Source organism: Pseudomonas sp. BF-B-30, from assembly GCF_019956305.1.
Lineage (GTDB): Bacteria > Pseudomonadota > Gammaproteobacteria > Pseudomonadales > Pseudomonadaceae > Aquipseudomonas > Aquipseudomonas jessenii.
The window spans coordinates 86,616-111,959 of record NZ_JAHBDG010000082.1 but is presented as its reverse complement, the minus strand read 5'-3'; the positions used below and the strand labels follow the sequence as shown (position 1 = coordinate 111,959).

The window sequence follows — 25,344 nt, the reverse complement described above, 5'->3', positions numbered from 1 at the left end:
GAGGGTTTCATTCTCAACGCCAGCACTCTCGCATAAACATCCACTATGGAATGCCGCGATCACATGAAGCGCAAGAACATTCTTTTCATCATGGCCGATCAAATGGCCGCGCCAATGTTGCCGTTCTACGGCCCATCGCCCATCAAACTGCCCAATCTCAGTCGCCTCGCCGCACAAGGCGTGGTGTTTGACTCAGCCTATTGCAACAGCCCATTGTGCGCGCCATCGCGTTTCACACTGGTTAGCGGCCAGTTGCCGAGCAAGATCGGCGCCTACGACAACGCCGCCGATTTCCCCGCTGACGTACCGACCTACGCCCATTACCTGCGCCGTCTCGGATACCGCACCGCCCTGTCGGGCAAGATGCATTTCTGCGGGCCAGACCAGTTGCACGGCTACGAAGAACGCCTGACCAGTGACATTTACCCGGCCGACTATGGCTGGGCGGTAAACTGGGATGAACCGGACGTGCGCCCGACCTGGTATCACAACATGTCATCGGTGCTGCAAGCCGGCCCGTGCGTACGCACCAATCAACTGGATTTCGACGAAGAGGTGGTGTTCAAGGCCCAGCAGTACCTGTTCGACCATATCCGCGAGGATGGCGACCAGCCGTTCTGCCTGACCGTTTCGATGACTCACCCGCACGATCCGTACACCATTCCCAAAGCTTTCTGGGATTTGTACGACGATGCCGATATCCCGCTGCCTACAACCCCTGACCCGCATGACCTCGATCCGCATTCGCAACGTCTGCTCAAGGTCTACGACCTGTGGGACAAGCCGCTGCCTGTGGATAAGATCCGCGATGCCCGTCGCGCCTATTTCGGCGCGTGCAGCTATATCGACAGCAACGTCGGCAAACTCCTGCAAACCCTCGAAGATACCGGGCTGATCGATGACACCATCATCGTGTTTTCCGGTGACCACGGCGACATGCTCGGCGAGCGCGGCCTCTGGTACAAAATGCACTGGTATGAAATGGCCGCACGGGTGCCGCTGTTGGTCAGCGCACCGGGGCAGTTCGGCGCCGGCCGGGTCAGCGCCAGTGTTTCCACGGCGGACCTGTTGCCGACATTCGTCGAACTGGCCGGCGGCTCGCTGGAACCGGGCTTGCCGCTGGACGGCCGCTCGCTGGTTCCGCACCTGCAAGGGCAGGGCGGCCACGATGAAGTGTTCGGTGAATACATGGCCGAAGGCACCGTCAGCCCGTTGATGATGATCCGTCGCGGTGCCTACAAATTCATCTATAGCGAAGACGACCCTTGCCTACTCTTCGACGTACAGAATGACCCTCGCGAACTGGAAGAACTCAGTCATTCGCCGCAACATCGCCAGTTGTTCGACGATTTTCTCGCCGAAGCGCGGGCCAAATGGAACATTCCGGCGATTCACCAGCAGGTGCTCGCCAGCCAGCGGCGCCGACGCTTCGTGGCCGAGGCGCTGACCCTCGGCAAGCTCAAGAGCTGGGATCACCAGCCGCTGGTGGACGCCAGTCAGCAGTACATGCGTAACCACATCGACCTCGACGATCTGGAACGTAAAGCACGTTATCCACAACCCTGCCAAAACCAATAATGTTAAGGGGAAGTCCATGCAAAGGTTATCCACAGTACTGACGGTCGGGCTCCTGGCTCTGGGCAGTGCCTCGGCGTTTGCCGATCAGAGTTGCGAGACGGTGAAGATGGCCGACCCGGGCTGGAGCGACATCGCCGCGACCAACGCCATCACCGGGTTTCTGCTGGACGGCATGGGCTACAAGGCCAAGGTCGACACCCTCGCGGTGCCGATCACCTTTGGCGGGTTGAAGGACGGCCAGGTCGATGTGTTCCTGGGTAACTGGATGCCGGCGCAGCAGGGCTTCTACGACAAATTCGTCGCAAGCGGCGATGTCACGCAACTGGCGAAGAACCTCGACGGCACCGAATTCACCCTCGCTGTCCCGGACTACGTGTGGGACGCGGGTGTGCATAACTTTGCCGACCTGAACAAGTACGCCGACAAGTTCGACCACAAGATCTATGGCATCGGCTCCGGTGCACCGGCGAATATCTCACTGCAAGAGATCATCAAGAAAAACGATTTCGACATGGGCCAGTGGAAACTGGTCGAGTCCAGCGAGCAGGCGATGCTGGCGGAAGTGTCCCGCGCGGTGAAAAAACAGAAATTCGTGACCTTCCTCGGCTGGACCCCGCACCCGATGAACGTGCAGCTGAAAATGCACTATCTGAAGGGTGGCGAGAAATACTTCGGTGACACCGGCAGCGTGCATACCCTGACCCGAAAAGGTTATGCACAGGCCTGCCCGAACGTCGGCAAACTGCTGACCAACCTGAGTTTCACTCAGGAGATGGAAAACAGCATCATGGCCGAGGTGGTGAACAAGAAGGTCAGCAATGCCGACGCGGCCAAGGCGTGGATCAAGGCCAACCCGGCCGTGCTGGATAAATGGCTCGATGGGGTGAAGACAGTGGATGGCAAGGATGCTTTGCCAGCGGTCAAAGCCAAACTCTAAACCAGAGGCGATATGGTCTTTGTGGCGAGGGGGCTTGTCGGACCGCCGCACCGCCCCGTTCGATTGCGAAGCGATCGTAAAACCATTGAATGCGGTCTACCTGATAAACCACATTCAATGGTTTTGGGACGGCTGCGCCGTCCAACGGGGGCGAGCCCCCTCGCCACAATGATCGCCTTGTCCTGCTACCCTTGCGCAAAATCCCCACCCGAGAGGACCCATGGCCCTTCCCAGCCGCCATTCACTCTTCCCTTTCCTCACCTGGCTACCCCGGCAAACCCGCGCCAGTGTCGGGCGCGACCTGATCGTCGGCCTCAGCGGCGCGATCCTCGCGTTGCCGCAATCCATTGCCTACGCACTGATCGCCGGCCTGCCACCGGAATACGGCCTGTACGCCGCAATCATCCCCGTTCTGATCGCCTGCCTCTGGGGTTCGTCGTGGCATTTGATCTGCGGTCCTACGGCCGCCATCTCCATTGTCCTGTATGCCAGTGTCAGTCCTCTGGCCGTTCCAGCGTCGCAGGACTACGTCATGCTGATCCTGTTGCTGACGTTTCTTGCCGGCATCTTTCAGTGGCTGCTGGGTTTGCTGCGGTTCGGCGCGCTGGTGAATTTCGTCTCGCACTCGGTGGTACTCGGCTTCACCCTGGGTGCTGCCGTTGTGATTGCCATCGGTCAATTGCCTAACCTGCTGGGGCTGGACTTGCCCAGCCAGGCCACCGCGCTGGATAGTTTCATCACGTTGTTGCGCCATCTCGGCGAAATGGACAAACCTTCGCTGGCGCTGGGTCTGGCGACCGTGGTGGTCGGCGTGATCCTCAAACTGCTGCTGCCACGCTGGCCGACGCTCTTGATCACCCTGATTCTCGGCGGCTTGCTGGTTTGGCTCTGGCCATCAATGTTCGGCCATGTGCAACTGGTAAGCGCCTTCACCGGCAAACTGCCGCCCTTCAGTCCGTTGCCCCTGGACCTTGATCTGATCCTGCGCCTGCTGCCCAGCGCGGTGGCGGTCGGTATGCTCGGGCTAGTAACCAGCCTGTCGATCGCCCGCTCGATCTCGGCACGTTCGCAGCAATTACTCGACGCGAATCAGGAAGTCCGCGCCCAGGGCTTGTCGAACATCGTCGGTGCGTTTTTTTCCGGATCGCTGTCGGCCGGCTCCTTCACTCGCTCAGGCCTGAGCTACGAAGCGGGGGCCTGTTCGCCGCTGGCCGGGATTTTTTCGGCATTGTGGGTGGCGCTGTTTGCGATATTCGGCGCTAGCCTGATCGCGCACATCCCGATTCCAGCCATGGCCGGCAGCATTCTGTTGATCGCCTGGGGACTGGTGGACCATCGCGGCATTCGCGCGTTGTTGCGGGTCAGCCGCGCCGAATTTGTGGTCATGGCGCTGACCTGCGTCGCCACGCTGCTGCTGGAGTTGCAGACGGCGATCTACGCCGGCGTGTTGGCCTCGCTTTTTTTCTACCTCAAACGCACATCGCAACCACGGGTGCAGCATGTGCGAGATGGCGAGGAAGACATTCTGCGGGTGGGGGGCTCGATTTTTTTCGGCGCCAGCCATTACCTGCAAGTACGCCTGCAACGCATGCACGGCGCGCGCGTGGTGATCGAGGCGCAGCAGATCAACTTCATCGATTACTCTGGGGTGGAAATGCTGCACCAGGAAGCGCGGCGGCTACTGCGTCAAGATCGCAGCCTCACCTTGCGCCGGGCCCGACCGCAGGTGGTGGAAGAGTTGAGGAAGCTGGAAGGGGCGGAGAAATGCCCGATCCGGTTTGAGGACTGAAATACCACTCACTGTAGGAGCGAGCTAGCTCGCGAAGGTCGTGAACGATTACGCGCAAAAACAGATGCCCTCAGGTTTTTCGCGAGCAAGCTCGCTCCTACAGTAGGTTACAAGGCCAACTGTCGACGCAACTCAGCCAGCACCGGCGCCGTATCCGGGCGCACGCCGCGCCACAGGAAGAATGCTTCCGCCGCTTGCTCGGCTAGCATGCCCAAACCATCCATCGACACCGCCGCCCCGTGTTCGCTGGCCCAGCGGCAGAACGAGGTCGGTTCCTTGCCGTACATCATGTCGTAGCACACCGTTTTGCCAGGCTCAATCAAACTGGGGGCAATAGGCGGCACATCACCGGTCAGGCTCGCCGAGGTCGCGTTGATGATCAAGTCCACCGACTCCTGCAACCAGTCGTAGCCGCTGGCCGAGATCGGCCCCAGATCGCAGAACAGTTCCGCCAGCAGCTCGGCCTTGTCCACCGTGCGGTTGGCGATGATCACCGATGCCGGTTGCTCGGCCAGCAATGGCTCCAAAGCACCGCGCACCGCACCGCCAGCACCGAGCAGCAGGATGCGTTTGCCCTTGAGGCTGAACCCGGCGTTGACCGTCAGGTCCCGCACCAGCCCGGCACCGTCGGTGTTGTCGCCCAGCAGACTGCCATCGGCCAGTTTGCTCAGGGTGTTCACCGCTCCGGCCCGTTGTGCCCGCGCCGTCAGGCTGTTCGCCAGCCGATAGGCTTCTTCCTTGAACGGCACCGTCACGTTGGCGCCGCGTCCTTCGAGGAAAAACCGCCGGGCACAGGTGGAAAAGTCGTCGAGTGGCGCCAGCAGCGTGTTGTAATCCAGTTTCTGCGCGGTCTGCTCGGCGAACAGCCGATGGATCAGCGGCGACTTGCTGTGGCCAATCGGGTTACCGAATACGACATAACGGTCCATCAGGATTCCTCGTTCAGGCTTCGGCCAACCAATCGCGGTCTTGCAGGAAGTACTCGGTCAGACGCGCTTCTTCACTGCCAGGCTCGGCTTTCCAGTCGTAGCCCCAGCGCACTTGCGGCGGCAGCGACATCAAGATCGACTCGGTACGCCCACCCGATTGCAGGCCGAACAACGTGCCACGGTCGTAGACCAGGTTGAATTCAACGTAGCGGCCACGGCGGAACTCCTGGAACTCACGCTGCTTGGCGGTGAACGCATCGTTCTTGCGGCGCTGCACGATGGGCAGGTAAGCGTCGATGTACGCGTCACCGATAGCACGCATGAAGGCGAAGCTGGTGTCGAAGTCCCACTCGTTCAGGTCGTCGAAAAACAGGCCGCCGATGCCACGCGGCTCGTGACGATGCTTGATGTGGAAGTAGCTGTCGCACCAGGCCTTGTAACGCGGGTAGACGTCCGGGCCGAACGGCGCGCAGGCCTGCTCGGCCACGCGGTGCCAGTGGATGCAGTCTTCTTCGTTGCCGTAATACGGGGTCAGGTCGAAGCCGCCACCGAACCACCAGACCGGCTCTTCACCTTCTTTTTCGGCGATGAAAAAACGCACGTTGGCGTGGGAAGTCGGCACATGCGGGTTGTGCGGGTGGATGACCAGCGACACGCCGAGGGCTTCGAAGCCGCGGCCGGCCAGTTCCGGTCGATGGGCGCTGGCAGACGGTGGAAGACCACTGCCGAAGACATGGGAAAAGTTGACGCCACCCTTTTCAATCACCGCGCCGTTTTCTATCACACGGGTGCGACCGCCACCGCCCGCCGGCCTGGTCCAGGCGTCTTCGACGAATTGCGTGCCACCGTCTTCGGCTTCCAGGGCGGCGCAAATACGGTCTTGCAGGTCGAGCAGGTAGGCTTTTACGGCCTCGGTGCGGGTCGTCATGTCATCACCTTGAATCGGGCAAAACAACGCGGCGCTCCATTGGAGCTCAGCCTGCGCAAATGGGCGCGTAGCATACCATCGCAAGTCACCCCGCCGCAGTTGACGAAGATCAAGCTTAGGAGTCCGATAGGGAGCTTGGTAAAACGACCTATGGAGAGTTCTGATGGCAAAGCGTATCCAGTTCCGCGCCCATGGCGGCCCCGAAGTGCTCGAATATGTGGATTACCAACCCGCCGAGCCAGGTCCGAAGGAAGTACGCGTGACCAACAAGGCCATCGGCCTGAACTTCATCGACACCTACTACCGCAGCGGTTTGTATCCACCGCCGTCCCTGCCGTCGGGCGTCGGTTCAGAGGGTGCGGGCGTGGTCGAGGCAGTGGGCAGCGACGTGATCCGCTTCAAGATCGGCGATCGCGTGGCCTATGGCAGCGGGCCGCTGGGCGCCTACAGCGATATTCACGTCTTACCCGAAGCCAATCTGGTGAAACTGCCGGACGCCATCAGCTTCGAACAGGCCGCTGGCGTCATGCTCAAGGGCCTGACCGTGCAATACCTGCTGCGTCAGACTTATGAACTCAAGGGTGGCGAAACCATCCTGTTCCATGCCGCGGCCGGTGGGGTCGGTTCCCTGGCCTGCCAATGGGCCAAGGCCTTGGGCGTGAAGCTGATCGGCACTGTCAGCTCGGCGGAGAAAGCCGCGCTGGCCAAGGCCAACGGTGCCTGGGCGACCATCGATTACAGCCATGAAAATGTCGCGCAACGTGTGCTGGAATTGACCGACGGCAAAAAAGTCCCGGTGGTGTACGACGGCGTTGGCAAGGACACCTGGCTGACTTCACTCGACAGCGTCGCGCCGCGTGGGCTGGTGGTGAGTTTCGGCAATGCGTCCGGCGCGGTCGACGGCGTGAACCTGGGGATCCTGGCGGGGAAAGGCTCGCTGTACGTGACCCGGCCAACCCTGGGCACTTATGCGAACAACGCCGAAAACCTGCAACGCATGGCCGATGAATTGTTCGAGATGATCATCGGCGGCAAGCTGACCGTGGACATCAGCCAGCGTTATCCACTGGCTGACGCGGCGAAGGCGCAGACCGAGTTGTCGGCGCGGCGCACGACGGGCTCGGTTGTTTTGTTGCCCTGACTGACGCCATCGCGAGCAAGCTCGCTCCCACAGGGTTTCTGTGTCGAATACAAATCCCCTGTGGGAGCGGGCTTGCTCGCGAAGGGGTCAACTCGGTCTCAATCGGGGCGCACAACCTTTCCGGTCGCCAGATCGCGAATCACGCTGGGGTTCTTGCGTCCGCCCAGGTTTCCGCCCAGCACCAGATCCACCTGGCCACGGAAATACTGTTCGACGCGAATCCGCGTACGTGCCGCCGGGCGCCCCTGCGGATTGGCCGACGTCGACACCAGCGGCCCGACCAGCGCGCACAAATCCCGCACCAGCGGGTGATCGCTGACCCGCAGCGCCACGGTTTCATGCACGCCGGTAATCCACTCCGGCAGCAGGTTCTGGTGCGGCACCAACCAGGTGTTCGGACCCGGCCAGGTACTGGCCATGCGGTCCATCCACAACTCGGGGAAGTCTTCGAAGAGGAAATCGAACTGACGGATGTTGTCGGCGACCAGAATCAGCCCCTTTTCCACAGAGCGGCCCTTGATCAGCAGCAGACGTTCCACCGCATCGATGTCCCACGGGTCGCAACCCAGGCCCCAGACTGCTTCGGTTGGGTAGGCAATCACCGCCCCGGCGCGAATTGCTTGCGCGGCTTGTTGCACACGCCAACTGTTGACCATGAAAAACACTCCAGACTAAGGCTCTGCGCAGTTTACCGATCTTGTTTATAAAACCTAGCTCACCCGTGCAAACCAGCGCCCGTTTTCGCACACGGCGCGGCCATCCATTTCCAGTTCCGTCAACGCCGCCAGCACTTTCGGCAAGGCCCAGCCGCTTGCGTCGGCCAGCGCTTCACTGGTGTGAGGCGCGGCATGCAGCAGTTTCAGCAGTGGGTGAGTCGTCGCAGGGGGGCAGGTTTCTGTGGATAACGACAGTCGTTGCCAACCGCGCAAGGCTTCGAGGATATGTTCGATGGTTTCCACCAGCACCGCACCGTCCCGAATCAACTGATGACAGCCGCGGGCGCCAGGGTGATGGATCGACCCGGGCATCGCAAACACCTCGCGCCCCTGTTCCGCCGCCAGCCTCGCGGTGATCAGTGAACCGCTGGCGACACTGGCTTCGACCACCAGCACTCCGAGGGACAAACCACTGATAATGCGATTGCGCCGTGGGAAGTTGCTGGCGCTGGGACCTGCATCCAGCGGAAACTCCGAAAGCACTGCGCTGCCCGAAGCGATCATGGCGTCCGCCAGGCGTCTATTTCGCTGTGGATAAAACTTCTCGAGCCCCGTGCCGAGCACACCGACCGTTTGCCCGCCGACGTCGAGCGCGGCCTGGTGCGCGGCGGCGTCAATACCCAGGGCCAGGCCGCTGGTAATGACAAAACCGGCACCCGCCAGGCTGCGGGAAAACGCGGCAGCGGTGTCCATTCCTGGCCGGGAAGCGCGACGGCTGCCGACCATCGCCAGTTGTGGTTTTTCCAGAATGCCCGGATCGCCCGCGACAAATAACAGCGGTGGCGCATCGCTGATTTGTGCCAGCAGTGCCGGGTAGTCCGGTTGGTCCCACATCAGTAAATGCTGGGCCGGGCGCTCCAGCCAGGCCAATGCATGACTGGCGCCGTCACGGATCTCAGTGCTACGCCTGGTCTCGGAACAGGCCAGTGGCAAACCCAGCGCGCGCCAGGCACTGGCTGGCGCGCTGATGGCTTTGGATGCCGAACCGAAGGCTTCGAGCAGTTTCTTGAAACGCGCAGGACCGAGTTCCGGCAAACGGTGCAGACGTAATCGAGCTTCCAGTTCCGCGGGGGAAACCGGTGTAACAGTAGGCATCGACATGGATCATCCTTGATCGTTATGAGCACCCGTACAAACGGGAATAAGCTGTGGATAACTCTGTTGGTAACTTGTGAAGCACTCTTACGGATTTCGTACCTTGTCCATCACCGACAGTGAGCGCGAGGCGCTGAGCACCAGCCCATAACTGAGTTTGTCGTAGGTACGGAAAACCATCAGCAAACCGGCGCGCTCATCAGGAATTTTCAATGGCTGGCCAGTGATCCGGTCCCTTACGGTTTCACCGGTTTTCATTACCGCCAGCAGATTGCCTTCGGCCAGACCGTCGCGCTGACCCTTGTTCAGCGTTACCACATCCAACTCGCCAATCTGCGTGACCCCACGCGGTACATCGATGATCAAACCGTTGATTTCGTGGCTCGGTGCGCTGGGCGTGAAGGTCGAGTTGATCGCGCGCTCTTCACCGCTGAACAAGCGATCGCCGAGGCGGACCTCCTGAGTCGTGCGCAGCAACTCCAGGGTGGCAACGTCACCTTCGATGGCCACGACATCGCCGCCGCCGATATCGTCGGCGTTGATCCCCAGAATTTCCTTGCTCTGCGGATCGGTGTAGACCTTGCCTTGGCGGAAGATACCGTACGCCGGTTGCGCCGGATCGAAATGGCCGCGGGCAAAGATGCGGTCACCCGCGCCGCTGAGCACCCGTTCGGAATCACCAGCGACGATGTAAGGCGCCTTGTCGAATTCCTCGGCCTTGTCGACGATGCGGTTGCTCAGCAGAAAGCTGTTGATCGACTTCAGAGCAATGCTGGGGATAGCCTCGGTCACCGGGCTGCTGCGAACCTGAGGCGACAGCTTTATGGTGGGAATCTCTTCCCGAAGCTGCCCTTGCCCGTACGCCCAACCTACCGAAGCCAGGAGCAGCAGGGCGAGTAGTGATTTCCTCATGCGGTGAATCCCTTTATTATGTGCATTCGCGTGAAACGCCAGAGCCGTCAGTGGCTCGCTCCCGGCTTGCTTGTCAACAAAAGGGAGCTACGTTTTACAACGGTAGCCTGCCTCTTCGGACCGCCAGGCCATCGACCCGACCTTACTTCACACGTGCACTTATCAAGCTTATGGCCATTTTAAACATCCTCGAATTCCCTGATCCGCGTCTGCGCACTATCGCCAAGCCAGTGGCCGTAGTGGACGACGAAGTGCGTCAGTTGGTCGACGACATGTTTGAAACAATGTATGAAGCGCCTGGCATCGGCCTCGCCGCTACCCAGGTCAACGTGCACAAACGTATCGTCGTGATGGACCTCTCCGAAGACCGCACCGAACCGCGAGTGTTCATCAACCCCGAGTTCGAACCCCTGACCGACGAGATGGAGCAATACCAGGAAGGCTGCCTTTCGGTACCCGGCTTCTATGAAAACGTCGATCGCCCGCAAAGGGTCAAGGTCAAGGCGCTGGACCGCGATGGCCAACCCTACGAACTGATCGCCGAAGGCCTGCTCGCGGTGTGCATCCAGCATGAATGCGACCACCTCAACGGCAAATTGTTCGTCGATTACCTGTCGACGCTCAAACGCGACCGCATCAAGAAGAAGCTGGAAAAACAGCATCGCCAAAACGCTTGATGCCCTCCTTCAAAGGCTTGCCGCGGCAAGCCTTTTTCTTTTCAAGATGCTTTGCAATAGAGAACACCCATGACTGAGCCACTGCGCATCGTCTTTGCCGGCACCCCCGAATTCGCCGCCGAACATCTCAAGGCCCTGCTCGACAGCCCTTACGAGATCGTTGCGGTCTACACCCAACCGGATCGTCCGGCCGGTCGCGGGCAAAAACTGATGCCGAGCCCGGTCAAGCAGCTTGCTCTGGAGAACAATATCCCGGTGCTGCAACCGCCCACTCTGCGCAACGAAGATGCTCAGGCTGAACTGGCTGCACTGAAGCCGGACTTGATGGTGGTGGTCGCCTACGGCCTGATCCTGCCGCAAGTGGTGCTGGATATTCCGCGCCTGGGTTGCATCAACAGCCACGCCTCACTGCTGCCACGCTGGCGTGGTGCGGCACCGATCCAGCGCGCCGTGGAGGCGGGCGACGCCGAAAGTGGCGTGACCGTGATGCGCATGGAAGCCGGCCTCGACACCGGGCCGATGTTGCTGAAAGTCGCCACGCCGATCAGCGCCGAAGATACCGGCGGCAGCCTGCACGATCGCCTGGCCGAAATGGGCCCGCCGGCTGTAGTCCAGGCGATTGCCGGCCTCGCCGACGGAACCCTGGAGGGCGAAGTGCAGGACGACAGCCTCGCTACCTATGCGCACAAATTGAACAAGGACGAAGCACGCATCGACTGGAGTCGCCCGGCGGTTGAGCTGGAGCGTCTGGTCCGTGCCTTCAACCCGTGGCCCATTACCCACAGCACCTTGAACGGCGAAGCCCTGAAAGTACTGGCCGCAAACCTCGCCGAAGGCAAAGGCGCCCCGGGTGAAATCCTCGGCGCCAGCAAGGACGGTCTTATCGTCGCGTGCGGCGAGCAGGCCTTGTGCCTGACCCGTCTGCAATTGCCCGGTGGCAAGGCGCTGAACTTCAGCGATCTGTTCAACAGCCGTCGCGAGAAATTCGCCACCGGCACTGTCCTCGGCCAAGTGGCGGACGCTCAATGAATCCGCGTCTGGCCGCCGCCAAGGCACTCGCTGCCGTCCTGAACGGAAAAGCCTCGCTCAACAGTTCGCTGCCTACGCAGTTGGACAAGGTCGAGGACCGTGATCGCGGCTTTACCCAGGACCTGGCGTTCGGCACCGCGCGCTGGCAGCCACGTTTGTCGGCGTTGGCGGCCAAGCTGCTGCAGAAGCCGTTCAAGGCTGCCGACGCCGATGTCGAGGCGCTGTTGCTGGTAGGTCTCTATCAGTTGCTCTACACCCGTGTCCCGGCCCATGCCGCCATTGGTGAAACCGTCGGTTGCGCCGACAAGCTGAAAAAACCCTGGGCCAAGGCGCTGCTCAACGCTGTGCTGCGTAATGCTCAGCGCGAAAGCGAAACGATTTTCGCCGAGTTGGAACGTGATCCGGTGGTGCGCACCGCTCACCCACGCTGGCTGCAGAAATCTTTGAAAGCGTTCTGGCCAGATCAATGGGAAGCCATTTGCGCGGCGAACAATGCGCATCCGCCTATGATCCTGCGGGTCAACCGTCGCCATCACACCCGTGATGCCTACCTCGGTTTGCTGACTGACGCGGGAATTGCCGCCACGCCGTGTGTCTACAGCCGCGACGGCATCGTGCTCGACGCCGCCGCCGATGTGCGCAGCCTGCCGGGTTTCGCCGAGGGCTGGATCAGCGTGCAGGACGAAGCCGCGCAACTGGCTGCCGATCTGCTCGACCTCGCGCCGGGCCAACGGGTGCTCGACGCTTGCTGTGCACCAGGTGGCAAGACCTGCCACATCCTCGAAGCCGAGCCAAAACTGGCCGGCGTCGTGGCGGTAGACCTGGAAGCCAAGCGGCTGGTGCGGGTGCGGGAAAACCTCGAACGCCTGAAACTGAGCGCCGAACTGATTGCCGCCGACGGCCGCGACACTCAGGCGTGGTGGGACGGCAAGCCGTTCCAACGCATCCTGCTGGACGCGCCATGTTCGGCCACCGGTGTGATTCGTCGTCACCCGGATATCAAACTGACCCGCCAACCCGACGACATCGTCGCGCTGGCGCTGCTGCAGGGCGAGTTGCTCGATGCCATGTGGAAAACCCTGGAGGTCGGCGGCATCCTGCTGTACGCCACCTGTTCCACGCTGCCGACCGAGAACACCGAGGTCATCGAAGCCTTCCTCGCCCGCACGCCGGGTGCCCGGGAACTGGACCTCGCCACGGCGGCTGGCATCAAGCAGCCCCATGGTCGCCAGTTGCTGGCCCAGGAAGGTGGCCACGATGGCTTCTACTACGCCAAGCTGATCAAGATCGCCGCCGCGCGCGGTTAAATGGATTCAATGGAGTGACTGGATGAAAATCATCATCCTCGGTGCAGGGCAAGTCGGCGGTTCGCTGGCGGAACACCTGGCCAGCGAAGCCAACGATATTACTGTGGTCGACACCGATGGCGAACGCCTGCGCGACCTTGGTGACCGCCTGGACATCCGCACGGTACAAGGTCGTGGCTCATTCCCGACCGTGTTGCGCCAGGCTGGAGCCGATGACGCCGACATGCTGGTCGCGGTGACCAACAGCGACGAAACCAACATGGTCGCCTGTCAGGTCGCCCATACCCTGTTCCACACCCCGACCAAGATCGCCCGGGTTCGCGAAGCCGCGTACCTGACCCGCGAAGAGCAGTTGTTCCAGAACGAAGCGATTCCGGTGGACGTGCTGATCAGCCCGGAACAAGTGGTCACCAACTACATCAAGCGCCTGATCCAGCACCCCGGTGCCTTGCAGGTGATCGACTTCGCCGAAGGCAAGGCGCAATTGGTGGCGGTGCGGGCGTACTACGGCGGGCCGCTGGTGGGCCAGCAACTGCGGCAGTTGCGTGAACACATGCCGAACGTGGAAACCCGCGTTGCGGCGATTTTCCGTCGTGACCGGCCGATCCTGCCCCAGGGCGACACGGTGATCGAAGCCGACGACGAAGTATTTTTTATCGCCGCCAAGGCGAACATTCGTGCGGTGATGAGCGAAATGCGCCGTCTCGACGAAACCTATAAACGCATCGTCATCGCCGGTGGCGGGCAGATTGGCGAGCGTCTGGCCGAGGCCATCGAAAGCCGTTATCAGGTGAAAATCATCGAGATGAACCCTGTACGCTGCCGTCATCTCTCCGACACACTGGACAGCACGGTGGTGTTGCAGGGCAGCGCTTCGGACCGCGACCTGCTGATGGAAGAGAACATCGCCGACGCTGACCTTTTCCTGGCCCTGACCAACGACGACGAAGCCAATATCATGTCGTCGCTGCTGGCCAAGCGCCTGGGCGCGAAGAAGGTGATGTCCATCATCAACAACCCGGCTTATGTCGATCTGATCCAGGGCGGCGACATCGACATCGCCATCAGCCCGCAACTGGCGACCATCGGCACATTGCTGGCCCACGTGCGCCGGGGCGACATCGTCAGCGTGCATTCACTGCGCCGGGGTGCGGCGGAGGCCATCGAGGCGATTGCCCATGGCGATGCGAAATCGAGCAAGGTGATCGGCAAGGCCATCGAGAACATTGGCCTGCCGCCGGGCACCACCATCGGTGCGATTATCCGCGACGAAGAGGTGATCATCGCCCACGACGACACCGTGATCGAAGCGGGGGACCATGTGATTCTGTTCCTTGTGGATAAAAAACATATTCGCGATGTAGAGAAGTTGTTCCATGTGGGGCTGAGCTTCTTCTGATCCGGGGCCTGCCTTTGCAGGAGCGAGCCCTGCTCGCGATGGTCGTCAACGATAATGCTGGAAACCAGACACCCCGCGTCGCTTTCAGGTTCATCGCGAGCAAGCTCGCCCCTACAGTAAATCAACCCCTGACATGCCTCAGGCAAGGAATCCACCGATGATCGAATCCCTGGAAAAAATGCTCGCCAAGGGTGTGGATAACTCATTGCTACGCTTCGGTCTGGGCAAGGGCTATCTGGATCTGGGGGAAAACGCCAAGGCGGCGGAGCATTTCCAGCGCTGCGTCGAATTCGATCCGAAGTATTCGGCGGCGTGGAAACTACTGGGCAAGGCCCATCTGGCACTGGCGGACGTTACGGCCGCGCGCCAAGCCTGGGAGCAAGGCCTGGAAGCCGCTCGCGCCCATGGCGACAAGCAGGCCGAGAAGGAAATGACGGTGTTCCTGAAGAAGCTCGAGCGTCAGGCGCACTGACTCAGAGATAACGCAAACCGATGCCCTCGGCGTCCACCTGCACCACTTCCATGCGCACCCGCGGCGCGCCTGTGGGTAAGCCCTGCACCTGACCGTAAACCACCGCGCCTTTGGGCAGAGTCGACAGTTTCGGATGCTTGACGTAGACGCCGGTGGTCGACAGGTTGCGCGTCTGGCCCAGGCAATCGCCGATGCTTTCGTGGCTGATCTTGATGCGAAATGATTTGCGGTGTTCGGACATCTTTTTGCGCCCTTGATGAACGGTTGTGGATACGTGCAGGAGCGAGCTTGCTCGCGATGGATGCCAGGGTGCCGCGTTCAACCTGGCAGCCCACATCATCGTTAACGTCCATCGCGAGCAAGCTCGCTCCTACAGGTTATCCACAGAGCGTGCCAAGTCAGTCAGTACCAACGCTCTTCACCCGGTGGGCGCTTCTTGAAGCGCTTCATGCTCCACATGTACTGGCTCGGGTACGCCCGCACATAGCGCTCGACCACTTGGCTCATGGCCGCACAGGATTCTGCCGTATCGGTGCTGTACATGGCCTCTGGCGCGGCTTCAAGGATCACTTTATAGCCCGAACCGTCCGGCAGGCGCAGGGCGTGCAGGAATACGCCAACTGCTTTGCCGCCAGCCAGCATGTTCGGTACGAACTTGCTGGTCAGTGCCTGAGTGGCGAAGAACGGCACGAAGATCCCAGCGGATTCGGACGGTTCCGGGTCAGCGGGAATGCCCACTGCACCACCTTTGCGCACTTCCTTGATGACACTGAGGATGCCTTCCTTGGTGGAAGCGGCGACCTTGTTACCCAATTGCACCCGCTGCTTTTGCAGCAACTCATCCACTGCCTTCAATTTCGGCGGGCGGTAGAAAATGATCGGTTTGCACTGGCTGCAATAGAAGTGATTGAGCACCTCCCAGTTGCCCAGGTGGCTGGTGATGCCGACCACGCCTTTGCCGGAGGCAAGGGCGTCCTTCAATACGTCGAGGCCTTCGACTTCGCGCACCAGGTCGATGGAGCGCTGGGCCGGCCAGATCCAGGCGCAGGCACTCTCGGTCAGGGACTTGCCGATGTCTTTCAGGCTCTGGCCCACCAGGCGTTCACGCTCGGCGGGGTCCATGTCCGGAAAGCACTTGGACAGATTGATCCGTACCACGTCGCGGGAACGGTTCGGGGTTTTCCACATAACCCAGCCAATCGCCGAGCCCACGGCCTGCACGGCCCACCACGGAAGCAGGGCAAACAGCCGCAGAGCGCCTACCAGCAAGGCGCCTTTAAACTTATCCACAGGTCACTCCTGATCTTGTGCTGTGCGCGAGGCGGCCATTCTAACCGCCGTTCGCCAGCTGCGCGTAGCGGTCGCAATCGCGGGTGTGATCCATGACCATGCCCGAGGCCTGCATCAGCGCGTAGCAGATGGTCGGCCCGACGAACGTGAAACCGGCCTTTTTCAAGCCTTTGCTCATTTCCACGGCAGTCGGCGTCACGGCCGGGACTTCGCTGCGATCCTTGAAATGATTGATCACAGGCGTGCCGCCGACGAATGACCATAGAAACGCCACCGGATCCTCCAGCGCCAGCCAGGCCTGGGCATTGCGCCGGGCCGCGTTGAGCTTGAGTCGGTTGCGGATGATGCCGGGATCGAGCATCAGCTCGTCGATTTCGGCATCGCTCATCTGCGCCACGCGCTGCACGTCGAAGCCGAACAAAACTTCGCGATAACGCTCGCGCTTGCGCAGCACGGTGATCCAGGAAAGCCCGGCCTGGAACCCTTCGAGCAAAAGCAACTCGAACAATCCCTGCGCATCCCGTAGCGGCGTGCCCCACTCCTGATCGTGATAAGCCATGTACAGCGGATCTTCGGAACACCAAAAGCAGCGTGGCATAAGGCTCCAGGGGGCGTGCGCAGCAATGAATCGGGTATACTCCCGCTCTTTAAATCGCAGCCCAAGAAACAGGTGAATTTCGTGAGCCAGCCTACGCCAGCCGTGCGTACCTTCCAAGACTTGATCCTCGCCCTCCAGCAATACTGGGCCGAGCAAGGTTGTGTGGTACTTCAGCCCTACGATATGGAAGTAGGCGCCGGCACTTTCCACACCGCAACATTCCTGCGCGCCATCGGCCCGGAAACCTGGAACGCCGCCTACGTGCAGCCAAGCCGCCGTCCGACTGACGGCCGTTACGGTGAAAACCCGAACCGTCTGCAGCACTACTACCAGTTCCAGGTGGTCCTGAAGCCGAACCCGGACAACTTCCAGGAACTGTACCTGGGCTCTCTCAAGCACGTTGGCCTGGACCCGCTGGTCCACGACATTCGCTTCGTCGAAGACAACTGGGAATCGCCGACCCTCGGCGCCTGGGGTCTGGGCTGGGAAGTCTGGCTCAACGGCATGGAAGTGACCCAGTTCACCTACTTCCAGCAAGCGGGCGGCATCGAGTGCTACCCGGTGACCGGCGAGATCACCTACGGTCTCGAACGTCTGGCCATGTACCTGCAAGGCGTGGACTCGGTCTACGACCTGGTGTGGGCTGACGGTCCGTTCGGCAAAGTGACCTACGGCGACGTGTTCCACCAGAACGAAGTGGAGCAGTCCACTTACAACTTCGAACACGCCAATGTCGACAAGCTGTTCGAACTGTTCGATTTCTACGAAAGCGAAGCCAAGCGCCTGATCGAACTCGACCAGCCGCTGCCGTTGCCGAGCTACGAAATGGTGTTGAAGGCTTCCCACACCTTCAACCTGCTGGATGCGCGCCGGGCGATCTCGGTGACCGCGCGTCAGCAATACATCCTGCGTGTACGCACCCTGGCGCGTTCCGTTGCGCAAGCCTACCTGCTGGCTCGCGCCAAGCTGGGCTTCCCGATGGCGACCCCGGACCTGCGTGATGAAGTACTGGCCAAGCTGGAGGCTGCACAATGAGTGCTCTGGATTTTCTGGTTGAACTGGGCACTGAAGAACTGCCACCCAAAGCCCTGAACACCCTGGCCGAGGCGTTCCTCGCCGGTATCGACAAGGGCCTGCAAGCTGCCGGCCTGAACTACGAGAGCAAAACCGTTTATGCCGCTCCGCGCCGCCTGGCCGTGCTGATCACCGCACTGGCCACCCAGCAGCCGGATCGCAGCATCAACCTCGACGGCCCGCCGCGTCAGGCCGCGTTCGATGCTGAAGGCAACCCGACCCAGGCAGCATTGGGCTTCGCCAAGAAGTGCGGCGTCGAGCTGAGCGAAATCGATCAGAGCGGCCCGAAACTGCGCTACAGCCAGAGCATCGCCGGCAAGGCGACTGCGAGCCTGCTGCCGACCATCGTCGAAGATTCGCTGAACGACCTGCCGATCCCGAAACGCATGCGTTGGGGCGCGCGCAAGGAAGAATTCGTTCGTCCGACCCAGTGGCTGGTGATGCTGCTCGGTGACCAGGTCATCGACTGCACCATCCTCGCCCAGAAGGCCGGCCGCGATTCCCGTGGCCACCGCTTCCATCACCCGGAAAACGTGCGCATCGGTTCGCCGTCCAGCTACCTGGCCGACCTGCGTGCCGCCTACGTTTTGGCCGACGCCAACGAGCGTCGCGAGATCATCAGCAAGCGCACCGAAGAGCTGGCCACCCGTCAGGAAGGCACGGCAATCGTTCCTCCAGCGCTGCTCGATGAAGTGACCGCGCTGGTCGAATGGCCGGTGCCGCTGGTGTGCTCGTTCGAGGAGCGCTTCCTCGACGTGCCGCAGGAAGCCCTGATCACCACCATGCAGGACAACCAGAAGTACTTCTGCCTGCTGGACGCCGACGGCAAGTTGCTGCCACGTTTCATTACCGTGGCCAACATCGAGAGCAAGGACCCACAGCAGATCATCGCCGGTAACGAGAAAGTGGTTCGCCCACGCCTGACCGACGCAGAGTTCTTCTTCAAGCAAGACAAGAAGCAAAAGCTCGAAGACTTCAACCTGCGCCTGCAAAACGTGGTGTTCCAGGAAAAACTCGGCAGCGTCTACGACAAGGCCGAACGCGTATCCAGGCTGGCCGCGTTCATCGCTCCACACATTGGTGGTAACGCTCAATGGGCGGCGCGTGCCGGCCTGCTGTCCAAGTGTGATCTGGCGACCGAGATGGTCGGTGAGTTCCCGGAGATGCAAGGTGTCGCCGGTTACTACTACGCCCTCAACGATGGCGAGCCGGAAGATGTCGCGCTGGCGCTGAATGAGCAATACATGCCGCGCGGTGCCGGCGCTGAACTGCCGACCACCCTGACCGGTGCGGCCGTGGCGATCGCCGACAAGCTCGACACCCTGGTCGGGATCTTCGGTGTCGGCATGCTGCCCACCGGTAGCAAAGACCCGTATGCTCTGCGCCGTGCCGCGCTCGGCGTGCTGCGGATCCTGATCGACAAGAAGCTCGACCTCGACCTGACCGACGCCGTGGCCTTCGCCGTCAACTCGTTCGGCAGCAAGGTCAAGGCTGCCGGCCTGGCTGATTCGGTGCTGGAGTTCATCTTCGACCGTCTGCGTGCCCGTTACGAAGACGAAGGCGTGGATGTTGCCACCTACCTGTCGGTACGTGCCCTGAAACCGGGTTCGGCCCTGGATTTCGATCAGCGCGTACAAGCGGTGGAAGCGTTCCGCAAATTGCCGGAAGCCGCTGCACTGGCCGCGGTGAACAAGCGCGTATCGAACCTGCTGAGCAAACTCGAAGGCAGCATGCCGACCACCGTCGAAGCCAAGTACTTCGACAACGCCGCCGAGTTCTCCCTGTACTCGGCGATCCAGCAAGCGGATCAAGCGGTGCAGCCAATGGCTGCGACCCGTCAGTACAGCGAATCGCTGGCGCGTCTGGCCGCCTTGCGCGAGCCGGTGGATGCGTTCTTCGAAGCCGTGATGGTCAATGCGGAGGACGCAAAGGTCCGCGCCAACCGTTATGCGTTGCTGGCACGTCTGCGTGGGTTGTTCCTCGGCGTCGCCGACATTTCGCTGCTGGGTTGAGGGACTGCTGTTGAAACTGCTGATTCTCGATCGGGACGGAGTGATCAATTACGACTCCGACGCTTACATCAAGTCGGTGGAGGAGTGGATTCCACTCCCCGGATCGATCGAAGCCATCGCGCAGTTGAGCAAGGCTGGCTGGACGGTAGCCGTCGCTACCAACCAGTCGGGCATCGCTCGCGGCTATTACGACCTTGCCACCCTCAATGCCATGCACGAGCGCTTGCGCGCGTTGGTGGCGGAGCAGGGTGGTGAAGTCGGCCTGATCGTCTACTGCCCGCATGGGCCGGACGAAGGCTGCGATTGCCGCAAGCCGAAACCCGGGATGTTGAAAACCATCGCCGCTCATTACAACGTGTCGCTGACCGATCTCTGGTTCGTCGGCGACAGCCTTGGTGACCTGGAAGCCGCCAAAGCCGTCGATTCACAGCCAGTTTTGGTAAAGACCGGGAAAGGCGAAAAGACTTTGGGCAAGACCCTTCCGGTTGGCACATTGATTTTTGACGATCTGGCGGCGATTGCCGCAGAACTTATCCACAATTAGAGTGCTTCTGAAATTCCTGATAAAGGACCCATCAGGAGTGCGCTTTATACAGGCGGGCAATTCCCGCAACGGTAAACGTCACCATGTCGATATTGCAGGCCATCAGAACCTTCCTCTTTTACCTGCTGCTGGGCACCAGCTCATTGCTGTGGTGCAGCCTGAGTTTTTTTATCGCGCCGTTTCTGCCCTTCAAGGCACGTTATCGCTTCATCAACGTGTATTGGTGCCGTTGTGCCCTGTGGCTGAGCAAAGTGTTCCTTGGTATTCGCTACGAAGTGAAGGGTGCCGAGAACGTACCTGAACGGCCGTGCGTGATTCAATCGAACCATCAGAGTACCTGGGAGACGTTTTTTCTCTCCGCCTACTTCTCACCGCTGAGCCAGGTGCTCAAACGTGAGTTGCTCTATGTGCCGTTCTTCGGTTGGGCCATGGCCATGCTGCGACCGATCGCCATCGATCGCGACAACCCGAAAGCAGCACTCAAGCATGTGGCTCAAAAAGGTGATGAGTTGCTCAAGGACAATGTCTGGGTGCTGATCTTCCCCGAAGGCACGCGCGTTCCTTTCGGCACCGTCGGAAAGTTCTCGCGCGGTGGCAGTGCCTTGGCGGTCAACGCCGAATTGCCGGTGCTGCCGATTGCGCACAACGCAGGCAAGTTCTGGCCGAAAACCGGTTGGGCGAAGAAGCAGGGCGTCATCACTGTGATCATTGGCGAGCCTATGTATGCCGCAGGCACCGGACCACGAGCCATTGCTGAATTGAACGACCGGGTCCAGGCGTGGAACGAGCAGATGCAACGGGAAATGGGCTCACTGCCACCGGCTCCACAAGCGCCGGTTTCAAACGATCAGGTGGTTGTCTGAGATTCTGTGGATAACCTGTGTACCGTTTCATTGAAAAGCGTCGTTTCTTGTACGTAACATTATGATTTTTTTACATATTTCTTAGAATGATAAAAACCATAAAAACGTGCATAAGTTTTTTTTGGACGTAAAAAAACCGGCGGATATAGCCGGTTTTTTTATACCCATCCACAACGGCTTTGACCATCGATAATCCCAACCCCACGCCATCGATACCTTGGGCGGAAGAAAAGCGTCGGTATTGGCTGAACAGTTCGATCTTCAGTTGCGCGATGGGCAGCGCCTGGTCGCGGGATTACCTGTACGAACGATTCTGGCCCCATGAAGAAGTGTCCTCGTCCCGGCCGCTCGATACTCACGTCTATCGCCTGCGCAACAAGCTTGGGCTGACGGCGGATCGCGGTTGGCAGTTGCTGACGATTTATGGGTATCGGTTGGAGAGTGTGGCACCGGCGAGCGAGTAAAACGCAGGCAAAAAAAGGCCAATGCAAATGCATTGGCCTTTTCGTTGATGTCGACCGGGATCAGAAGTCCAGGTTGGACACCGCCAGGGCATTGCTTTCGATGAAGTCACGACGTGGTTCGACCGCATCACCCATCAGGGTGTTGAAGATCTGGTCCGCGCCAATGGCGTCTTCGATAGTCACTTTCAGCATGCGACGCACGCTTGGGTCCATGGTGGTTTCCCACAGCTGGTCCGGGTTCATCTCGCCCAGACCTTTGTATCGCTGAATGGTGTGGCGTTTGGTGCTTTCGGCCATCAGCCAGTCCAGGGCTTCCTTGAACTCGGTGACCGACTTACGGCGTTCGCCACGCTGGATGTACGCGCCATCGTCGAGCAGGGTGCTCAGTTGAGCGCCCAGGGAAACGACGGTCTTGTAGTCGTTGCTGCCGAAGAAGTCGCGGTTGAAGGTGACGTAGTTCGACAGGCCGTGGGAGATCAGTTCAACCTCTGGCAGCCACACGCCACGCTCACGGTCTTCACGCAGGCTCGCCTTGTAGACCAGACCCGACTTCTCGACAGTACGCAGACGCACTTCGTACTGGGCCAGCCAGTCCTGCATCGCTGCATGATCGGACAACTGATCCATGCTGACAGCCGGCAGGTAGATGAAGTGCTCAGTCAGTTCCTGTGGGTACAGGCGCGACAGACGCTTGAGGGTCTTCATCACCAGACGGAAGTCATTCACCAGACGCTCGAGGGCTTCACCGGAGATACCCGGTGCCTCCTCGTTCAGGTGCAGGCTCGCATCTTCCAGGGCCGACTGCGTCATGTACTCTTCCATGGCGTCGTCGTCTTTGATGTATTGCTCTTGCTTGCCTTTCTTCACTTTGTACAGCGGCGGCTGAGCGATGTAGATGTAGCCACGCTCGATCAGCTCCGGCAGCTGACGGAAGAAGAAGGTCAGCAGCAGGGTACGGATGTGCGAACCGTCGACGTCAGCATCGGTCATGATGATGATGTTGTGATAGCGCAACTTGTCGATGTTGTACTCTTCGCGACCGATGCCGCAGCCCAGCGCAGTGATCAAGGTGCCCACTTCCTGGGAAGAGATCATCTTGTCGAAGCGTGCCTTCTCGACGTTCAGGATTTTACCCTTGAGGGGTAGAATCGCCTGGGTCTTGCGGTTACGCCCCTGCTTGGCAGAGCCGCCCGCGGAGTCACCTTCCACGAGGTACAGTTCGGACAGGGCAGGGTCCTTTTCCTGGCAGTCGGCCAGTTTGCCCGGCAGGCCTGCGATGTCCAGCGCACCTTTGCGGCGGGTCATCTCACGGGCTTTACGTGCCGCTTCACGGGCACGGGCCGCGTCGATCATCTTGCCGACGACCAGCTTGGCTTCGTTCGGGTTTTCCAGCAGGAAGTCGGAGAAGTACTTGCCCATTTCCTGTTCGACCGCGGTCTTCACTTCGGAAGACACCAACTTGTCTTTGGTCTGGGAGCTGAACTTCGGATCCGGCACTTTTACCGAAATGATCGCGGTCAGGCCTTCACGGGCATCGTCACCGGTAGTGGCGACTTTGTGCTTCTTCGCCAGGCCTTCTGCTTCGATGTAGGTGTTCAGGTTACGCGTCAGTGCGGAACGGAAACCCACCAAGTGAGTACCGCCGTCGCGCTGTGGAATGTTGTTGGTGAAGCACAACAGGTTCTCGTTGAAGCTGTCGTTCCACTGCAGGGCAATTTCCACGCCGATGCCGTCTTCACGCTGGACGTTGAAGTGGAACACCTGGTTGACCGGGGTCTTGTTGGTGTTCAGATATTCAACGAACGCACGCAGGCCGCCTTCGTATTTGAACAGTTCTTCCTTGCCGCTGCGCTCGTCCTTGAGGACGATACCGACACCGGAGTTGAGGAAGGACAGTTCACGAATCCGCTTGGCCAGGATGTCCCAGCTGAAGTGGATGTTCTTGAAGGTTTCGCTGGAAGCCTTGAAGTGGATCTGTGTACCGGTGGTTTCGCTGTCGCCAACGATTTTCATCGGCTCTTGCGGAACACCGTGGACGTAAGTCTGTTCCCAGATCTTGCCGCTACGGCGAACGGTCAGGACGAGCTCTTCCGACAGGGCGTTAACTACCGACACACCCACACCGTGCAGACCGCCGGAAACCTTGTAGGAGTTGTCGTCGAATTTACCGCCGGCGTGCAGCACGGTCATGATGACCTCGGCTGCCGAAACGCCTTCTTCTTTGTGTACGTCTACCGGGATGCCACGGCCGTTGTCGCGAACGGTGATGGACTCATCCGGGTGGATGATGATGCTGATGTCGTCGCAGTAGCCGGCGAGCGCTTCGTCGATCGAGTTGTCGACCACCTCGAACACCATGTGGTGCAGACCGCTGCCATCGTCGGTGTCGCCAATATACATACCGGGACGTTTGCGTACGGCATCCAGGCCTTTCAGCACTTTAATGCTCGTTGAGTCGTACGTATTTTCTTCGCTCAATGCCTTCACTCCCGATGGTCGTGGGTCTGGGTGATACGGCCCTGTTCCACGTGGAACAGAGCGACTGGCGTTTCCGTCTGCCAGCCTTCCCTCAATAATTCGTGATCTACACAGGTGATAAATACCTGGCAGCGTAAGTCTTCCAACAAGCGGCAAAGGGCGCGACGGTGGTGCTCGTCCAGTTCGGACGGCAAGTCATCCACCAGATAAATACACTGACCGCGTCGAGCCTGGCTGACCAAGTGCCCTTGGGCAATCCGTAATGCGCAAACCACCAACTTCTGCTGGCCTCGGGACAAGATGTCCGCGGCGTTGTGCGCGCCCAGTCTGAGCCGCAAATCAGCGCGTTGTGGTCCGGCCTGGGTATGTCCCATTTGCTGGTCCCGTTGAAGAGACCCGGCGAGCACAGCACTCAGTTCACGGTCCTTGTCCCAGCCGCGGTAATAGCTGAGCGTCAAGCCTTCAAGCTCAACCAGTTCGCTCAAGGTTTGTTCAAAGACTGGTTTCAAGGCTTTGATATAAGCGCGGCGGTATTCATCGATTTCAGCGCTGGCCTGGCACAGTTCCCTGTCCCAAACCGCTTGCGAAACGGCGTCAAGTGTACCATGCCGCAGCCAAGAGTTTCTCTGGCGCAGGGCCTTCTGCAAGCGCTGCCAGGTTGACATGAAGCGCGGTTCCACGTGGAACACACCCCAGTCGAGAAACTGTCGGCGAATCTTCGGCGCGCCTTCCAACAATCGAAAGCTATCCGGATTGATCAGTTGCAGTGGCAAGATCTCGGCCAGTTGCGCGGCGCTGCGAGCATTCTGCCCATCGATACGGATCTGGAATTCCCCTTGGCGATCCCGTGAGATGCCCAAGGCGCTATGCCCACCCTCCGCCAGCTCAACCTGGCCAAAAACCGTACAGGCAAGCTGTTCGTATTGAATGACCGGCAACAGACGGGTGCTGCGAAACGAACGGGCAAGCCCCAGCAGATGGATGGCTTCCAGAACACTGGTTTTGCCGCTGCCGTTGGCGCCGTAAAGAATATTGATGCGGGGGGAGGGAGAGAAGGTCACCGGGTGCAGATTGCGCACCGCGGTGACCGAGACGCGACTTAAGGACATCTA

The 25,344-nt window shown here is 60.1% G+C and carries 22 protein-coding genes and 2 pseudogenes; 14 read left to right on the top strand and 10 right to left on the bottom strand.

From position 1 onward, the window contains the following. The first annotated feature begins 63 nt into the window (after window positions 1-63). The 3 genes from betC (at window position 64) to KGB29_RS27405 (ending at window position 4,304) form a co-directional block, all read left to right on the top strand. Window positions 64-1,578 (top strand): choline-sulfatase, encoded by a 1,515-nt coding sequence (gene betC, locus KGB29_RS27415; RefSeq protein WP_057712635.1) that lies wholly within the window; start codon window positions 64-66, stop codon window positions 1,576-1,578. Between the two features lie 16 nt (window positions 1,579-1,594). Then, window positions 1,595-2,515, top strand: coding sequence for a choline ABC transporter substrate-binding protein (choX, locus tag KGB29_RS27410; RefSeq protein ID WP_154860837.1), 921 nt, complete (start codon window positions 1,595-1,597; stop codon window positions 2,513-2,515). Window positions 2,516-2,735: 220 nt separating this feature from the next. After that, a complete protein-coding gene (locus KGB29_RS27405) occupies window positions 2,736-4,304 on the top strand; it encodes a SulP family inorganic anion transporter (RefSeq protein ID WP_057712637.1) in 1,569 nt (522 codons plus the stop codon). Between the two features lie 107 nt (window positions 4,305-4,411). Here KGB29_RS27405 and aroE read toward each other — a convergent pair whose 3' ends face one another. Continuing rightward, a complete protein-coding gene (aroE, locus tag KGB29_RS27400) occupies window positions 4,412-5,233 on the bottom strand; it encodes a shikimate dehydrogenase (RefSeq protein ID WP_090452288.1) in 822 nt (273 codons plus the stop codon). Between the two features lie 13 nt (window positions 5,234-5,246). Continuing rightward, window positions 5,247-6,161 (bottom strand): oxygen-dependent coproporphyrinogen oxidase, encoded by a 915-nt coding sequence (hemF, locus tag KGB29_RS27395; RefSeq protein ID WP_057716534.1) that lies wholly within the window; start codon window positions 6,159-6,161, stop codon window positions 5,247-5,249. Window positions 6,162-6,324: 163 nt separating this feature from the next. On the opposite strand from hemF, the gene KGB29_RS27390 reads away from it, so the two are divergent. After that, window positions 6,325-7,302 carry an NADPH:quinone reductase gene (locus KGB29_RS27390; RefSeq protein ID WP_154946667.1) on the top strand — a complete coding sequence of 326 codons (978 nt, stop codon included), beginning with the start codon at window positions 6,325-6,327 and terminating at the stop codon, window positions 7,300-7,302. Between the two features lie 98 nt (window positions 7,303-7,400). Here KGB29_RS27390 and KGB29_RS27385 read toward each other — a convergent pair whose 3' ends face one another. The 3 genes and pseudogenes from KGB29_RS27385 to KGB29_RS27375 form a co-directional block, all read right to left on the bottom strand. After that, window positions 7,401-7,958, bottom strand: a complete 558-nt coding sequence (locus KGB29_RS27385) for an L-threonylcarbamoyladenylate synthase (protein ID WP_150812662.1) — start codon at window positions 7,956-7,958, stop codon at window positions 7,401-7,403. Window positions 7,959-8,012: 54 nt separating this feature from the next. Beyond that, window positions 8,013-9,119, bottom strand: a complete 1,107-nt coding sequence (dprA, locus tag KGB29_RS27380; RefSeq protein WP_154909731.1) for a DNA-processing protein DprA — start codon at window positions 9,117-9,119, stop codon at window positions 8,013-8,015. 81 nt (window positions 9,120-9,200) lie between these two features. Continuing rightward, window positions 9,201-9,953 (bottom strand): annotated as a pseudogene (locus KGB29_RS27375) (peptidoglycan-binding protein); the annotation flags it as partial. Window positions 9,954-10,195: 242 nt separating this feature from the next. Here KGB29_RS27375 and def point away from each other — a divergent pair. From def to KGB29_RS27350, 5 genes are all read left to right on the top strand, one after another. Next, window positions 10,196-10,702 carry a peptide deformylase gene (gene def, locus KGB29_RS27370; RefSeq protein WP_150812665.1) on the top strand — a complete coding sequence of 169 codons (507 nt, stop codon included), beginning with the start codon at window positions 10,196-10,198 and terminating at the stop codon, window positions 10,700-10,702. A 69-nt stretch (window positions 10,703-10,771) separates the two neighbouring features. Further along, window positions 10,772-11,731 carry a methionyl-tRNA formyltransferase gene (gene fmt / locus KGB29_RS27365; protein WP_154909735.1) on the top strand — a complete coding sequence of 320 codons (960 nt, stop codon included), beginning with the start codon at window positions 10,772-10,774 and terminating at the stop codon, window positions 11,729-11,731. Then, window positions 11,728-13,038 (top strand): 16S rRNA (cytosine(967)-C(5))-methyltransferase RsmB, encoded by a 1,311-nt coding sequence (rsmB, locus tag KGB29_RS27360; protein ID WP_090452281.1) that lies wholly within the window; start codon window positions 11,728-11,730, stop codon window positions 13,036-13,038. The genes fmt and rsmB overlap by 4 nt, the downstream gene beginning before the upstream one ends. 22 nt (window positions 13,039-13,060) lie before the next feature. Further along, a complete protein-coding gene (gene trkA / locus KGB29_RS27355; protein ID WP_057712646.1) occupies window positions 13,061-14,437 on the top strand; it encodes a Trk system potassium transporter TrkA in 1,377 nt (458 codons plus the stop codon). 157 nt (window positions 14,438-14,594) lie between these two features. Then, window positions 14,595-14,909, top strand: coding sequence for a tetratricopeptide repeat protein (locus tag KGB29_RS27350; protein WP_102669489.1), 315 nt, complete (start codon window positions 14,595-14,597; stop codon window positions 14,907-14,909). Window position 14,910: 1 nt separating this feature from the next. Here KGB29_RS27350 and KGB29_RS27345 read toward each other — a convergent pair whose 3' ends face one another. The 3 genes from KGB29_RS27345 to tag all read right to left on the bottom strand — a co-directional run bounded on the left by KGB29_RS27345 (window position 14,911) and on the right by tag (window position 16,797). Then, window positions 14,911-15,150 carry a PilZ domain-containing protein gene (locus KGB29_RS27345; RefSeq protein WP_154909737.1) on the bottom strand — a complete coding sequence of 80 codons (240 nt, stop codon included), beginning with the start codon at window positions 15,148-15,150 and terminating at the stop codon, window positions 14,911-14,913. A gap of 161 nt (window positions 15,151-15,311) precedes the next feature. Beyond that, window positions 15,312-16,199 (bottom strand): lysophospholipid acyltransferase, encoded by an 888-nt coding sequence (locus KGB29_RS27340; protein ID WP_057712648.1) that lies wholly within the window; start codon window positions 16,197-16,199, stop codon window positions 15,312-15,314. Between the two features lie 40 nt (window positions 16,200-16,239). After that, window positions 16,240-16,797, bottom strand: coding sequence for a DNA-3-methyladenine glycosylase I (gene tag / locus KGB29_RS27335; protein WP_057712649.1), 558 nt, complete (start codon window positions 16,795-16,797; stop codon window positions 16,240-16,242). An 81-nt stretch (window positions 16,798-16,878) separates the two neighbouring features. Between tag and glyQ the strand changes: the two genes are divergently transcribed. The 5 genes and pseudogenes from glyQ to KGB29_RS27310 form a co-directional block, all read left to right on the top strand. Beyond that, window positions 16,879-17,832 (top strand): glycine--tRNA ligase subunit alpha, encoded by a 954-nt coding sequence (glyQ, locus tag KGB29_RS27330; RefSeq protein WP_003187265.1) that lies wholly within the window; start codon window positions 16,879-16,881, stop codon window positions 17,830-17,832. Then, window positions 17,829-19,883, top strand: a complete 2,055-nt coding sequence (glyS, locus tag KGB29_RS27325) for a glycine--tRNA ligase subunit beta (protein ID WP_057712650.1) — start codon at window positions 17,829-17,831, stop codon at window positions 19,881-19,883. The genes glyQ and glyS overlap by 4 nt, the downstream gene beginning before the upstream one ends. A 4-nt stretch (window positions 19,884-19,887) precedes the next feature. Next, the gene (gene gmhB, locus KGB29_RS27320) at window positions 19,888-20,427 is read left to right on the top strand and encodes a D-glycero-beta-D-manno-heptose 1,7-bisphosphate 7-phosphatase (RefSeq protein WP_167362881.1); all 540 of its coding nucleotides are present in this window, start codon (window positions 19,888-19,890) and stop codon (window positions 20,425-20,427) included. An 83-nt stretch (window positions 20,428-20,510) separates the two neighbouring features. Then, on the top strand, window positions 20,511-21,290 hold the full coding sequence (locus KGB29_RS27315; RefSeq protein ID WP_057712652.1) for a lysophospholipid acyltransferase family protein: 780 nt from the start codon (window positions 20,511-20,513) through the stop codon (window positions 21,288-21,290). A gap of 281 nt (window positions 21,291-21,571) precedes the next feature. Further along, window positions 21,572-21,754, top strand: a pseudogene (locus KGB29_RS27310) (helix-turn-helix domain-containing protein); the annotation flags it as partial. A gap of 60 nt (window positions 21,755-21,814) precedes the next feature. Here the strand turns inward: KGB29_RS27310 and gyrB are convergent. Then, the gene (gene gyrB / locus KGB29_RS27305; protein WP_102669486.1) at window positions 21,815-24,232 is read right to left on the bottom strand and encodes a DNA topoisomerase (ATP-hydrolyzing) subunit B; all 2,418 of its coding nucleotides are present in this window, start codon (window positions 24,230-24,232) and stop codon (window positions 21,815-21,817) included. A 5-nt stretch (window positions 24,233-24,237) separates the two neighbouring features. Next, window positions 24,238-25,341, bottom strand: a complete 1,104-nt coding sequence (gene recF, locus KGB29_RS27300; protein WP_007969883.1) for a DNA replication/repair protein RecF — start codon at window positions 25,339-25,341, stop codon at window positions 24,238-24,240. Window positions 25,342-25,344: the final 3 nt, after the last annotated feature.

What these genes read in the sequence shown, in the direction of transcription:
- betC (WP_057712635.1), top strand. Translation starts at nt 64, where the DNA reads ATGAAGCGCAAGAACATTCTTTTCATCATGGCCGATCAAATGGCCGCG.
- choX (WP_154860837.1), top strand. Translation starts at nt 1,595, where the DNA reads ATGCAAAGGTTATCCACAGTACTGACGGTCGGGCTCCTGGCTCTGGGC.
- KGB29_RS27390 (WP_154946667.1), top strand. Translation starts at nt 6,325, where the DNA reads ATGGCAAAGCGTATCCAGTTCCGCGCCCATGGCGGCCCCGAAGTGCTC.
- KGB29_RS27315 (WP_057712652.1), top strand. Translation starts at nt 20,511, where the DNA reads ATGTCGATATTGCAGGCCATCAGAACCTTCCTCTTTTACCTGCTGCTG.
- rsmB (WP_090452281.1), top strand. Translation starts at nt 11,728, where the DNA reads ATGAATCCGCGTCTGGCCGCCGCCAAGGCACTCGCTGCCGTCCTGAAC.
- KGB29_RS27385 (WP_150812662.1), bottom strand. Translation starts at nt 7,958, where the DNA reads ATGGTCAACAGTTGGCGTGTGCAACAAGCCGCGCAAGCAATTCGCGCC.
- def (WP_150812665.1), top strand. Translation starts at nt 10,196, where the DNA reads ATGGCCATTTTAAACATCCTCGAATTCCCTGATCCGCGTCTGCGCACT.
- KGB29_RS27345 (WP_154909737.1), bottom strand. Translation starts at nt 15,150, where the DNA reads ATGTCCGAACACCGCAAATCATTTCGCATCAAGATCAGCCACGAAAGC.
- recF (WP_007969883.1), bottom strand. Translation starts at nt 25,341, where the DNA reads ATGTCCTTAAGTCGCGTCTCGGTCACCGCGGTGCGCAATCTGCACCCG.
- KGB29_RS27405 (WP_057712637.1), top strand. Translation starts at nt 2,736, where the DNA reads ATGGCCCTTCCCAGCCGCCATTCACTCTTCCCTTTCCTCACCTGGCTA.
- hemF (WP_057716534.1), bottom strand. Translation starts at nt 6,161, where the DNA reads ATGACGACCCGCACCGAGGCCGTAAAAGCCTACCTGCTCGACCTGCAA.
- tag (WP_057712649.1), bottom strand. Translation starts at nt 16,797, where the DNA reads ATGCCACGCTGCTTTTGGTGTTCCGAAGATCCGCTGTACATGGCTTAT.
- fmt (WP_154909735.1), top strand. Translation starts at nt 10,772, where the DNA reads ATGACTGAGCCACTGCGCATCGTCTTTGCCGGCACCCCCGAATTCGCC.
- aroE (WP_090452288.1), bottom strand. Translation starts at nt 5,233, where the DNA reads ATGGACCGTTATGTCGTATTCGGTAACCCGATTGGCCACAGCAAGTCG.
- trkA (WP_057712646.1), top strand. Translation starts at nt 13,061, where the DNA reads ATGAAAATCATCATCCTCGGTGCAGGGCAAGTCGGCGGTTCGCTGGCG.
- dprA (WP_154909731.1), bottom strand. Translation starts at nt 9,119, where the DNA reads ATGTCGATGCCTACTGTTACACCGGTTTCCCCCGCGGAACTGGAAGCT.
- KGB29_RS27350 (WP_102669489.1), top strand. Translation starts at nt 14,595, where the DNA reads ATGATCGAATCCCTGGAAAAAATGCTCGCCAAGGGTGTGGATAACTCA.
- glyS (WP_057712650.1), top strand. Translation starts at nt 17,829, where the DNA reads ATGAGTGCTCTGGATTTTCTGGTTGAACTGGGCACTGAAGAACTGCCA.